This is a genomic window from Vibrio sp. Vb1127 (genome assembly GCF_033338735.1).
Taxonomy (GTDB): domain Bacteria; phylum Pseudomonadota; class Gammaproteobacteria; order Enterobacterales; family Vibrionaceae; genus Vibrio; species Vibrio alginolyticus.
Map to the genome: position 1 here is coordinate 205,216 of NZ_JAWOTF010000006.1, position 13,313 is coordinate 218,528.

The following is a 13,313-nucleotide window of genomic DNA, read 5'->3' on the forward strand; positions in this document are numbered from 1 at the left end:
CTTCATTTAACTGAATATTATGATTTTTAAGGCGGTTATCCGAGAAATTGGATTGTGAATATTGCCAATAGCATCCGCACGCAATTCAACTTACTTCACGGTTTGCCTTATAAATGTTGGATAATTTATCAAACCGACATTCATTACATCGATAACTTGTTTATGATAGCGGTTGATATAAAGCACTATTCATTGGCTTTAAACCTAAGCGTTACATTTCGTTTAGGAACACATAACTATGACAACGGAGTTGGTCGTGAAAAAACTACTATTGGCTACAGCAGTGGTCGCAGCTGCAGGGGGCGCTGGCTACCTGTACCAAAACAATACTACCGCAAGTGATGCAGGCTCACTGTTAACGCAAGTTCCTGCAGATTCACTTATGGTGACGTATCAGACAGAACCTTTTAACCATTATAAATACATGAACGCATTCGGTACGGCGAACCAAGGCTCGATTGCAGAACTTTTTGCCGATGAACCACTGTCTCCACAACAGCAGTTTGCAGTTAACTTATTCGATGGGTACCTAGAGAGTGCTGCGTCGCCAGAAACATTAAAAGCTTATTTGGGCACCGGGGAAAACATTAATCCTGTGTTGTACACAATTGGTATGGTACCGGTGTACAAAGTGGATATTGAAGACCCTGCCGCGTTATGGAAAACACTGGATCATGAAGAGCAGATGAGCGGCGCTAAGCATGAGTTGGTTAAGCTTGGTGAAGTCGAGTATCGTCGTTACGAGATGACTGATTCAATTGACCCGCAGGACGGTATTGGCTTGGTTGTAGCCGTGGTTGATAACGTGCTTACGTTAACGGTTGATGTTCCGCAACTGGGCGTTCAAAACCCGATTAAAATGGCATTAGGGCTTGAAGCACCAAGTCAAAATATTGTTGAGAGTGGACGTCTTGAGGCGTTGCAAGCCAAATACGGTGAAAACAACAACTCTTTTGGTTACTTTGATCATCGCGAAGTGATTAAAGGTTTGACGACGAAAGATGGCAATATGTTTGCTCGTCAAATTAGCACGTTGGATGCAATAGATCCTGAACCAACTATTGAGGAAATGCGTTCACCAGCCTGCCATACTGAGCTTACTCAAGTTGCAGAAAACTGGCCTCAGTCCGTCGCGTTTGCAGAATACAAGATGAAAGGCGATCAGGCGTTCATTAAAGGTTCTTTTGTTGTTGAGTCCAACAATAAAGTGATTCTCGATGCGCTCAAGTCGATTCGTGGTGTATTGGCAGAGTCTAAAAGTGATAAGAGTTTCTTTAGTATGGCGCTTGGCTTAGACATTAATACGCTAGCGCCATCGATTGGTCAGATTTGGGCTGACTTGACTCAGCCTCAATACCAATGCTCTTTATTGACACAAATGCAGCAAGAGATGGGCGGCCAGAATCCAGCAGCCGCTGTAAGCATGGGGTCAGGCATGGTTAACGGCCTTAAAGGGTTAAGCCTGCAAATGTTTGATATCAAAGTAGATACTAATGCTCAGCATGGTGAAGTATTTAGCCAGCTAGATGGTATGTTGTCTCTTTCTGCCAATGATCCAATGATGCTTATTCAAACTGCGCAAATGTTCGTTCCTGAACTTGCTCAACTGCAAATTCAACCGGATAACCAACCTGTTAATGTCAGTGACCTATTAGAAATGCATACTGGCATGAAGGTGGACGTGTTTGCTCGTCTAAACGAAAACCATTTCACCCTTTACAGTGGTGATAGTGCTGCGGAAGCAAGCAAAGAAGTGATGGCGCAATCACTTTCTCCAAATGGCTTGTTCAGCTTTGATTTTGATTCAGAACGTATTTTGGAAGTGTTAGAGAGTGCGTCGTCAATCACTGGGGAGCCGGTTCCGGATGATGTTGTCAAAAGCTTACAAGGCGAGCTTGTTGGTGGTATGACGATGGACGTGACAGACCAAGGTATTGGTTTTGAGTTTGATTACCGTGGTGCAACTAAACCTGTAACGGTTGCACAACAGTAACACATTGAGTAGAAAAAGGCGGCATATGCCGCCTTTTGTTATTATGTACCGCATTAAAAAGCGAGTGGGAAGAGCGACGCTTACTCATCTATTTGAGGATGAGAGTATTGCTGATATTCAGGTAACTCTTTTCTTAAGTTACCAAATGTCGCCCATGCACTTTCTTTTGAAAGTTTGTTGATCAGCCAGTTTGGCAATAGACCTCCGGGATCAGCAAACGCCTTGTATTCCACGAGTGTTGTATCGTTTGTGAGTTTTTGTAACTCCCAAGTCGCATCAACCGAGCGAATTCGAACATAACCATTTTGTTCAGCAAGATATGAGTCAGGTGCGCTTTTGATTTCTACGGTGAATCCCAGCTCATCGACCCAGTACTTTGAGTAGGTGACCATATCCCGATTTTTGGCAGGCCATGGTGCTTTAAACTGGGTGTAAACGATGTTCTCGGTGGCCGATATCTGATTTAAAACCCGGCTATGACTGGCATTGTCAATCCAGTTCGGGATGTTGTCACTGTCTTCCAGTAGCGTTAAAAATGCACCATAGCTGGTGGGTGTGAACATCCGGGCACGGATCTCAACTAAACCGTCACTATGTTCTCGGGAGTAAATTGTGATTCCATTCTTGTCACTCTCGAACTGCCAGTTCTCGTTGGCGCTCGCATCAGTACCAGCGGATATCAATGTGGCGAGTGTTACGGCGCCCATTCTTAAATGCAACATCATGTTAGTATCCGCCAACTTTTCCTAAATTTAAATTTATACGATTTGTTGTAGCTATAAGGACAATAGTATGTTTGTTGTTATTGTTCTGAAGGTTGCTCTGCACTAAAGCCACGTTGAATGTTGGTGAAGGTAAGCGATGCAAATATTACGATAACGATCGCTAGATGCCATGCTTGACTCAATCCAAGCTGCACCAGAGTTAAGCTGACCAATGAGGAGACGACCATTTGTCCACCACCAGACATTGCCGCTGCGGCACCTGCTTGCTTTTTATAAGGTTGCATTACCATCGCTTGTGCACAAGGTAGGGCAATACCATTACCCAAGATCATTAATAGCTGTCCTAGCATCAGAAATAGAGGCTCAACAGGGCAGAAAAATAACCATATTGCGGCAGCGAGGTGAAGAAATGGGGTGCAAAGCAGCATTTTTTTATTGCCAATAATTGGCCTTACTCGGTTACAAATCGTGGTACCACATAACATACCCAAAGCGGGAATGAGCGCCCATATCGCGTATTGAGCGGAGGTCATGCCAATTTGATCTTGCATGATAAATGGCATCACAGAGACTGTCGTAATCATTAAGCTGAAGTTTAACCAACTGATACTGGCGAAACTCATAAAGTAACGAGACGTAAGTAAGCTCTTGTATTGGAGTAACATTTTTCGGGGTGACGGAATGACAGAACGTTTTGTGATGGTTTCTGTGAACTTAAAGGCGATGATTACCCAGGCCAGCGAGACATAGCCCAATAGAGAAATAAACACCATACTCCAACCGAAGTGGAAGTTGATAAAGCCGCCAATCACAGGTGCAATAAGTGGCGTGATTGAAGCCGCCATGGCGATGTAAGACATTGCCACTGGGAGTTCATCCCCGCTAAATCTATCTCGAGTCGACGCCCTCGCGAGTACCGCGCAGCATCCTGTACCTAACCCTTGTAAAAAGCGCCCCATCACCATCCCTGTAAATGTGTCACTGAAGAAAATAATCATCAGCAGACCAGACATCGCGATGAGTAAACCGGTAAGTAATACTCTTTTTCGTCCTAAAGCATCTGACACTGGCCCGTAGATAAATTGAGAGGGGCCAAAGCCGAGCAAATAAATACTCACAAGTAGTTGAGCTTGGTCGAGGGAGATGGAAAAGTCTTTTGCTATCCATGGCAAAGAGGGCATGACTAGCCCCATGCTCAACTGGCCAACGCTAATAATAAGACAGGCGAGTAGTATAGTATGAGAGTTGATTGGGCGACTCATGACTGGTCTCCATTCAAACAACCTTTTTGGCGTCGTGATCTTAAGCCGCCTTCGTCATCCACTTCATTTAGCTTTGCTTTGACCCGCTTCACAGTCGATAGACTGACTTCGCATTGCTCTGCTACGTTTTGCAATGTGTAGCCTTCTAGCAGCAACGTTGCGATCTGTTGGTGTTTGGTTTTGTTTGCGGGGCGGCCGCGAAACTTCTGTTTCCATAATTCTGGCTGCTCTTTAATGGCCTGTCGCCCTTGCTCTGCGGCAAACAGGCGATGTTCAGTCTGCACTTTCCCATATCCAGATAACACTGTGAGTAGTGTTTGAGTTTGAACAGAACCTGGCTCAAAAGTTATTGATTCACATACGGTTTTTAATGTTACCCCTTTATCGAGTAGCATTTTTATCGTGTTCAATGCTTGACTAAAGTCGCGACCAAATGCGGTCAGCCACCAGAGCACAATCGTATCCCCAGCTCTGACGGAATCGAGCAGTCGTAAGAATGCCTCTCTCTCGGTTGGAGGCATGCAACCACGAACCTTATCCTCAAAATGCTGAGCTTCGGGCGCAAAAGCTTTTAGAGTATTAAGGTGCTCTTGGTAAGCTCGATTTTTTGGCGAATAACGAGTGTAAAGATACGTGGTCATAAGGATTATGAGCCTCTTTTTTTGGTTCATATAGTGTGATGGCTCATAAATATACATGGGTTCATTAATGCTTACAACACTAAATGAGCCGTTTGGGTGTCAGAGGCAAATAAAAAAGCCAACCGAATGGCTGGCTATAGCTATTTAAGCTTTTGTTGTCTGGCGCTCGATTAACTTCACTGGCACCATCATTTTTACTAGGCTGCCGTTTTTCGTATTAATTTGATCAACAATGATCTTCACGCACTCGCGAGCGAGGCGACGGAAATCCTGGCGGAATGTGGTTAGTTGATAGCTCAACCATTCTGTCTGAGGAATATTATCAAAGCCAATGACTTGTAAGTCCTGAGGAATGCTCAACCCGCATTCTATACGAGCGATATCCATGACCGCCATCGCAAGGTTATCGGTTGCACAGAACACCGCTTCAGGCCGATTTTTGTCTGCCAGTATGGCACGGACTTTATCAAGTGAGCTCGCGTAGTCATAACTGGCTTCAATGATGCGTGGCGTCTTGCCAGTTAGGTCTTCAAATTCAGAGCAGAAGCCGCTTTGGCGTTCGTCATTCGTAAAGGTTGGCACTTCTCCCGTCAAATAAACCGCGTTCTTCACGCCACTTTTGTGCAAAAGTTGCGCGGCTTGTTGGCCTGCTTCGTAGTTGTCACTGATAACGTAGCTACTCCTAGTACCTTCAACAACTCGTGCGTATTGAACAATTGGGATATTAAACTCTTCACATTCTTCATAAAGGGACTTATTGAAGGTTGCGGAAGCAGCAATGACACCATCGACGCGATACTGGAAGATATTTGGGATTGAGTGACCCTCTTCTTCATCCACTTGCCATGGAATCAATACGGCAGAATAACCTTTTTTCTGTAACTCACTGGAAATTAACTGCAGTGTTTTCATATGGATAGGGTAATCCGCATCAGGAAACACCAAACCTATCAATTTCGATTCGTTTGTGGTCAGGCTACGTGCAAAGGCGTTAGGGCGGTAGTTAAGGGCTTTAGCCGCTTCAAAGACTTTTTGCTTGGTCTTTTCGGATACTGAGCTACCCGGAACAAACACGCGCGATACAGTAGATTGAGAGACGCCTGCCATCTTTGCCACATCTTTTGATGTGACTACGTGTTTAATTGATTTCATGAATAAAACTTAGTTGCCAGTAATTGAGGTCATAAGACTAGCATAAATAGGTACGTATTCATAAATGTTCTGACGGGGTATCCTAAGTAGAATAATGGCTTTGGAGTATTAAAAAGCAAAATGTGGGTTAACCCATTCGATTTGCTTTGAGCTAGCACTAGATCTAGTGCGTAGATACTGTCCGTTTGTTGGACGTACAGTATCTACGTAAAGAACATTAATTTGCTTGTTTGACTGCAACTTTACGTTTCGGGGAGAGGAGTGAATACCCCATGTATCCGATGCAAGCGGTAGCGACAAGAATAGAGCAGCCACGCATAAAGTTAATCAGCATAGGAGCGTTGTCGGTAAACGCGTTGATCCCCCAAAGCATCACGAGAGAGAATACAAACATCACTAGTAAGCCATAACATGGAGCATCGATTTTGCCGGGAACGACATACCAACCATCTTCCTTGATTGGTTTATTTAGACGAGCATATTCCGCTTGCTGGCCTTTCACTGTGTAAAGATGCATTTCATCTTGTTTACCCGTCAGGAGAAGGCTAGCAATGTAAGCGACAACGGCATTCACAAGGACGCCAATCACGCAATACCAAGGCCACGCAATATCGGTCGCAACGGCTACATACCAAATCACCAAGAAGCTAGCAGCAACGCCAATCAACAAGCCTTTTTCCGTAATGTGTTTTGAGTAGAACCCAAGGACAAACATACAGAAGCTTGCACCGACAAAGTAAGAGCCTGCCTTACTCAGCACTTCCAGTACCGAGCCTGTGCTGGTGGCAAACATGATCGCTGGAATGATGACCAAAATCGCCCACGCCACCGTGAAGAAACGCGATACCTTCAAGTAATGCTCTTCCGACTCGTTTTGCTTGTAGAAGCGTTTGTAAAAGTCAGCCACAGAAACGGTCGCCATTGAGTTAAATGCGGAATCGAGACTCGACATACTTGCCGCCAGAATCGCAGCGGCAATGATGCCCATCAAGCCCGGCATTCCATATTCACTCGCATAATGAAGAATGATGGTGTTGCCGTTTTCAAACTCTTTACCGTCGTAATAAGCGTTGAATAGGACACCAAGTAGGATAAAGACAAAGTAAATAAAGAAGGCCACATAGCCCATCATCAACATTGCCTTTTTCGCATCGCCCATGTTTTTCGCGGCCATACAACGTTGTACCATCATCTGGTTACCACCATACACGGTGGTGTGGAACATCGTCATTGCAATAACGCCGGCCCATACAGTCGTTACTTGGCTTAGGTCAAAACTTGTTTGTAGGGCATCTGTCATTCCTTTCGCTTTGAGTTCTGCCATGACCTCCGTCATCGGGGCAGGCATGCCATTCCACACGGCTTCGATGATGATGAATGCGCCAATAAATAAGATTACTGCTTGAATAACATCGGTCCAAATGACAGCCGCTATACCGCCCATTACGGTGTAGATAAGGGCAATTGCAGTGACGATCATGATGCAGTACATCACGTCGATACCAGTAATGAACTCCAAAATCATTGCTGTCGCATAGAGTACGGCTGCCGAGCTCAATGCTTGTTTGATAAGGAAGATAAACGACAAAGTCAGTCGTGAAGCCTTACCGAAGCGTCGTTCTTGATACTCGTAGATGGAGGTTAAACCGTTGTTGTAGAAAAACGGCATAAACACAGCCACGATGAAGAAGATCACCAGCGGATAATTGAGGTGAATCGCGATAACCGACAGGCCTTCTTTGTAAGACCAAGCTGGCCCGCCAAGGAACGACATCGCACTCACGTAAGTACAAACGACAGAAATACCGATCGCCCACCAAGGGATGCTCTTATCACCCAAGGCGAATTGGCTAGCCGAAGTGACTCGCTTTCCGATTACTGCACCCAGTACTAGCGTGAGGGCGATGTATCCCCCAAGGATGCTCCAGTTAAGTGCGCCAAACTCATGCATAATTAGGTCCTTCTAACTGTTCTTTCATTTGTGCAAACACGTCATAGCCAAGTTGTAGCAGGATATGAACGATGTCGATCGCTACCCAGTTTTCTTTCAGTAAATCGCCTTCGCGTCGCCAAATGTCCATAACGCGAAGTTCGATGTGTTTTCCGGTTGGGGCAAGACCGAGCCAGCCACTGTGACCAGTGTGAGTACCATGCATATGTGGCCAGCCACCTGTGGATACGTAGTCATTTTTGGCCAAAAAATTGACCTCAATATCGACACTTCGGTCAGGGAAGGCAAACACAAATGGCGCTTGATGGTGGTTACGGAAACCTTTGAGACCGCGTGTAGTACCAATACCAGCAGGGCCGTACCACATGAAGTCATTGTGCCAGTAGTTTTCTAAATCCATCGAGAAAAGATCTTTGCCATCAAAACGACCCAAGCAAGACAGCATATCTTCAACCAGCTGGGCGCTCTTTTCACTTTCTTCCAAAGACACAATAGATTGTTGAATACCGTTAGAAGTTGCAGGAGAAGGAACCAAGCCATCGTGACCTAAGCTTTTACGAAGAGGGTTGCAGCCTGCTTGATTCATCGCATCGATGAAGTCTGGAATCATGTATGATTCGGTGATTTGGTCGTTCTCCACACACACCATTTCGGTGTAACGCAAGTAGAGTGTTTTCCCTGTTGCTGGGATGCCAAATAGTGGTTGTTCAAATGTACCGATAAAGTAGCCGGTAGAGTTGTACCAAGTGCGGCCTTCGTATTCGCCGTGCATAACAATTATTGGTCGGCGCTCGGCGTCAGGCAAAGCATTAACAAGTGGTGAGAGGAAAGATTCGTGGGTTGCATCTGGGCCATTAAGATCGTTCACAGGGTGCGCCACGCACCATTTTACGTCAGGGTTCAAAGTTTGCAGAGCGGCCTGTTTTTGCTCGATGTCTGCGGCTTTGAAGTAGTTCTGGTAGAACTGTTCGATGATGTTGAGTGACATGTTGCTTCCTTACTGTCTGTGATTTTAATAAATAGTGTTTAGTCAGCCGTTAGCCTTGCTGTAGCAGGATTTGCTTCCAGATTGCGGTCTCGTCAAACAAAGTGAATTCGCGACGAAGACCCCAAGGGCCAAACTCAGCGTGGCTGATCCCCATGATGTAAACCTCTTTTCCTGAAGGCTTACCAAACATCCCATATCCCTCATGCTTACCGTGCAAAGACCATCGAATTGCAGCGCGTGGTGACATCATGTCGTCATCCCGGCCAATACGATGGTGAACGGTAAATTGAGCATTTGGGAAAGACGCACGAAGTGCCATCCAAAAATGATCGACTTCCGAGTGTGATAAGGCATTTTGACCGCTAGTGTATTCGCCGATGCAAGCGCGGTCGTACTCTTTCGGTACTATTGAGAACTCGGCATTCATAAGGCTTCTGAGAATTGCTTCGTATCGCTGACCATATTCGTTGTCGTTGCCTACGCCCAAATAAGGTCCAGGAATGTCGACTTCAGGTGTGAACGGAAATGGGCTTGATTCCACGCCACCTTCAAATTCGATTTGTCGGCGTGCAAACTCTTCTGACGTCATGCCCAGTTGCTTCGCGATATCGGCTTGATCGCGAACCAACCATTCGTCATTGATTTGGTTATTGATAGCGTGGCAATCTGCGATAATACGGAAACGAAGTTTGCGGTTCGAGGCTTGCCCGTAGAAGCCGTTGCCACTGTGTGTTGCAGTAGAGATGATTCGATGAGAAGAAAGCATGCCTTGTTCCGGGGTGCCTGACCAAATGACGTCTTCGCCATATAGCGTGCGATCGGGAAACTCGGCCAGTGTCGCCATTGTTGCACTGATCACCCCTTCGTTTCCTTGAACGATAGAGAGTGGAGTACGCACAACAATGTCGGGAGAGTAGTAGTGTTCTAAGGTGTTTAAACCTCGGTCTTCCCAAATCTCTTTTGTGATACCAAGAATGTAGTCGGGAAAATCACGCCACTTTTCATCGAAGCCAACCATGGCCATAAATCACCTCCGTAATTGAATAATTATGTTTGAATTATGTTTTGATTACGTATTCAAAATATATCATGTTGCCATTTTGTCAACGGATTGTTTTTTGATTGTTTAAATAGCGTGCTGATGATCAGATTTTTAACAATTGAGCGGAAAATAAACTAAAAAAGTACAGGCGAGATGGAAGCTATCTCTTATCGAGACGTGTTAATAAGAAAGGAGGTCAAAGTTTTTTGTATGAATTTTCTAGTATCTTATTGTTTTTTAATCGCTTAATTTATTTTGATCTGTTTGAATGGAAACAAATGATTAAGCCAAAACTGATAATCATGCAGATCAAGGCACCCAAATAGACTTTATCGCTAATATTCAGCTATTTTGGTGTCAATTATCCTTATATCTTTCAAATTTTCCTTTTGCATACGAATGCTTTAAGTCTTTTTTATTAAATCGGAAGTAGATAACGAATAAGCCACTAGAAAGGTGTTTATCTAGTGGCTATAACAGTCATAAGCGCTCTATGAGTGCAACGATCAGGATAAAAGCGCAGGTAATGATAGCGAGATGGCAGGGATGAAGGTAATCAACATCAAGGCCACTATCATTGCACCAATCCAACCCATGATGGCTTTAGAGAGCGACTCTATCGGTACTTTGCCTACCTGACTTGCCATAAACAGGTTGGCACCCAGAGGAGGCGTAACAAAGCCAATGGCCAAGTTCACGATCATCACGATCCCAAAATGAACGGGATCCATGCCGAGTGCTGACGTAATGGGTAACAGAATTGGCGTGAGAATAACAATGGCTGCCAGCGTTTCCATAAAGGTACCGACAAGCAACAACAGGACATTGATGCAAAGCAGTATCAGAAGTTTGTTTTCAGTAATCGATAGAATGAACTGAGCAATCTCGGTCGGTAGACGTTCTAGGGTCAATATGCGGCCAAACGTCACGGACGCACCCACAATGACGAGTACTGCGCCAACTAACAGTGACGACTCTAGAATGATTTTCACAACTTGCGCTGGTTTGAGCTCTTTATAAACAAACATGCCAAAGAATAAGCCATAGAGCACGCCAATCGCTGCGGATTCGGTAGGCGTGAAGATACCGGAATAGATACCGCCGAGAATGATTACGGGTAGTAGCATTGCCCAACTGGCTTCTTTTAGTGCATCAAGACGCTCTGACCAAGTGGCTTTGCGTTCGTTACCTGTGTAGCCCCGCATTTTTGAGACAATTAGACAATAGCCGATCACTACCATACCGACGACCAAGCCAGGAATGATGCCTGCCATGAACATTTTAGTTACCGAGACTTCAGCTGTGATCGCGTAGACGATCATCACCACTGAGGGTGGAATAATGACCCCAATTCCGCCGGAAGAGGCTATCAAGGCACCGGCAAAGCTGCGGTCGTAGCCTTTCTTCACCATAGATGGAATCATCGTCAGGCCGATAGCGGCAACAGTGGCAGACCCCGTACCAGAGATGGAAGCGAAGAACATGCACGCCACAATGGCGACGATGCCAAGCCCACCAGTAAAGTGGCCAAAGAAGACCTCCGCCACGTGTAATAATCGTTTTGAGATCCCTCCTTGGCTCATAAGGTTACCTGCCAAGGTAAATAGAACGACGGCGAGGAGAGGGAAAGAGTCGAGCCCTGTTACCATTCCTTGGACTAAAAACTCGATGTTAAGAAACGGCAGACTGAGTATCGCGACCATACTGGCTGCCGCCAGAGCAATACCGACCGGAACGCCAATGAGCAGAAGCAGACCAAAGCTGCCAAACAAAAGTGCAGACGTCATGCGTTAAACTCCAATAGTCGGTTAGAAGTACGATACTTTGCTTTGATATGGCGATAGCGTTGGCGAGAAAAGCGAACTCGTTCATTGCTGGTGGAGCACGCGTTCACACGTTGATAAATGCTTGTCACTAGGCGCGCGCAGCTTAATAGTGCGCAAACTAAAACAGAGGCATACAAACACGCAATAGGAATTTCCATTGCGGGTGCAATCTGACCGAGTTGCAGGCTGCGGTTTATAACCTTAAATCCAAACCAGGCGACAGTTGCACTAAAGGCAAGGTAGATAAGATCAGAGACAATCAAACTGAATTGCGTCCAATTGCCCGGAAGTTTATCGATGAACACACGAATGCGGATGTGTCGATCATCTCGGATACAGTAGCTGATGCTCAGGTACATCGCCCATACGAATAAATAACGAGCCAGCTCTTCAGCCCACGCGATCGTTGCATCGAACAGGCGTAGGGCGATTTGCAAGCACAGTAAAGTTGTCATCGTTGAGATCGCGATAACGATAAGGGTTGGTTCTAGGTATTTGTCTAGTAAGCGAAACCACTTCATGTTCACCTCCAAAACGAGAAAGCACGACCTGTTGCCAGATCGTGCAAAAGAGTGGGAGTTATAGGCGTTCTATCTCGGCCATCACGTTGTCAAACAAGTCTTTACCCGTTTTACTGCGCAAGTCCTGGTACACGGCCGCATTCATTTTCTCTTTCATGATGCTGCGTACCTCGTCTGGGACGATGTTAACCGTCATGCCTTTCGCTTCGAGATCTTTGATCACTTCTTGATTTTGCTTAGCGGCGAGCTCGCGCTGCTTAGCGATGGTTTCTTTGCTTACTTCACTGATCAGCGCCTGTTGCTCTGCAGGCAGTGAATCCCAAAACGATTTGTTCATGAACAACACGTAGTTGGTGTATATATGGTTAGTTAAAGAGAGGTACTTTTGTGCCTCGTAAAAACGTTCGGCATAAATAGAGTAGATAGCACTTTCTTGAGCGTTAATCAGGCCTTGTTGTAACGAGGTGAAAATTTCTCCCCAAGACAGAGGTGTTGGCGCAGTACCAATAGATTTCCACGCGCTTATTTGAGTGGGGTTAGATGCCGAGCGAATCTTTAGCCCTTTCAGGTCCTCAATACTATCAATTGGCTGTTTGTTGTTGGTCACGCTACGAAAGCCGACCTCCATAAAGCCAAGTCCATGAAAGCCTTTTGATTCCATAGCATTCAACAATGGTTGTCCGATCTTCTCACTGTCGAGCGCTTTGTGTGCTTGCTCTTCGCTATCAAAAAGGTAGAACACGTCGAGCACGTTAAACTCTGGGACGTAGGGAGAGAGTAAAACTGACGCACCAAACGTCATTTGTAAGTTGCCTTGCTGTACGAGTTCAGTCGTCTCACGCACATCGCCTAGTTGTCTTGCCGGATAGATTTCAACTTCTATCTCACCGTTTGAGCGAGCTTCCACTTCTTGTTCGAAATAGAGCATTGCTTTGTGTACGGGAGAGGTTTCTTGACTGTCATGAGCAAGACGAATAACACTGGTTGCAAACGTATTCATACTGCTAAATGCAAGCCCCAGTGCGGTAAGTGAAGTAAGGATTGCTTTCTTCATCGTTCTTCCTTGTTTCTGGTATGACCTGCCATGGGCATTCGTCGGCAAGTCACACAACTTTTTATGTTTTTATAAATTAGTTGAGCAATTCATATCCATTTTGCATACGAATCCAAAATAAAACATTAAAGTAACAAGTCAATAACAAGATTGATGAA

The 13,313-nt window shown here is 45.3% G+C and carries 11 protein-coding genes; 1 reads left to right on the forward strand and 10 read right to left on the reverse strand.

Translation table 11 applies throughout. The annotated features are described in order from the left end of the window. Positions 1-238: 238 nt before the first annotated feature. Positions 239-1,993, forward strand: a complete 1,755-nt coding sequence (locus R7H07_RS11215) for a hypothetical protein (protein WP_206959510.1) — start codon at positions 239-241, stop codon at positions 1,991-1,993. An 80-nt stretch (positions 1,994-2,073) separates the two neighbouring features. Here R7H07_RS11215 and R7H07_RS11220 read toward each other — a convergent pair whose 3' ends face one another. The 10 genes from R7H07_RS11220 to R7H07_RS11265 form a co-directional block, all read right to left on the reverse strand. Further along, positions 2,074-2,718, reverse strand: a complete 645-nt coding sequence (locus R7H07_RS11220) for an START domain-containing protein (RefSeq protein WP_104976385.1) — start codon at positions 2,716-2,718, stop codon at positions 2,074-2,076. 77 nt (positions 2,719-2,795) lie between these two features. Beyond that, a complete protein-coding gene (locus R7H07_RS11225; protein WP_054576560.1) occupies positions 2,796-3,980 on the reverse strand; it encodes a multidrug effflux MFS transporter in 1,185 nt (394 codons plus the stop codon). Continuing rightward, a complete protein-coding gene (locus R7H07_RS11230; protein WP_138939488.1) occupies positions 3,977-4,621 on the reverse strand; it encodes a recombinase family protein in 645 nt (214 codons plus the stop codon). The genes R7H07_RS11225 and R7H07_RS11230 overlap by 4 nt, the downstream gene beginning before the upstream one ends. Positions 4,622-4,765: 144 nt before the next feature. Beyond that, positions 4,766-5,773: a LacI family DNA-binding transcriptional regulator gene (locus R7H07_RS11235; protein WP_005374731.1), complete on the reverse strand. Its 1,008-nt coding sequence runs from the start codon at positions 5,771-5,773 to the stop codon at positions 4,766-4,768. Between the two features lie 217 nt (positions 5,774-5,990). Further along, positions 5,991-7,724 (reverse strand): sodium:solute symporter family transporter, encoded by a 1,734-nt coding sequence (locus tag R7H07_RS11240; RefSeq protein WP_005383442.1) that lies wholly within the window; start codon positions 7,722-7,724, stop codon positions 5,991-5,993. Beyond that, complete coding sequence (locus tag R7H07_RS11245) at positions 7,717-8,712, reverse strand: ester cyclase (RefSeq protein WP_206959509.1); 996 nt, start codon at positions 8,710-8,712, stop codon at positions 7,717-7,719. The genes R7H07_RS11240 and R7H07_RS11245 overlap by 8 nt, the downstream gene beginning before the upstream one ends. 49 nt (positions 8,713-8,761) lie before the next feature. After that, positions 8,762-9,736 carry an ester cyclase gene (locus R7H07_RS11250; RefSeq protein WP_206959506.1) on the reverse strand — a complete coding sequence of 325 codons (975 nt, stop codon included), beginning with the start codon at positions 9,734-9,736 and terminating at the stop codon, positions 8,762-8,764. Positions 9,737-10,260: 524 nt separating this feature from the next. Further along, complete coding sequence (locus R7H07_RS11255) at positions 10,261-11,541, reverse strand: TRAP transporter large permease (protein ID WP_206959504.1); 1,281 nt, start codon at positions 11,539-11,541, stop codon at positions 10,261-10,263. Beyond that, positions 11,538-12,101, reverse strand: a complete 564-nt coding sequence (locus R7H07_RS11260; RefSeq protein WP_025768663.1) for a TRAP transporter small permease — start codon at positions 12,099-12,101, stop codon at positions 11,538-11,540. The genes R7H07_RS11255 and R7H07_RS11260 overlap by 4 nt, the downstream gene beginning before the upstream one ends. A gap of 58 nt (positions 12,102-12,159) precedes the next feature. Continuing rightward, positions 12,160-13,155 (reverse strand): TRAP transporter substrate-binding protein, encoded by a 996-nt coding sequence (locus tag R7H07_RS11265; RefSeq protein WP_053307978.1) that lies wholly within the window; start codon positions 13,153-13,155, stop codon positions 12,160-12,162. Between the last annotated feature and the right edge of the window lie 158 nt (positions 13,156-13,313).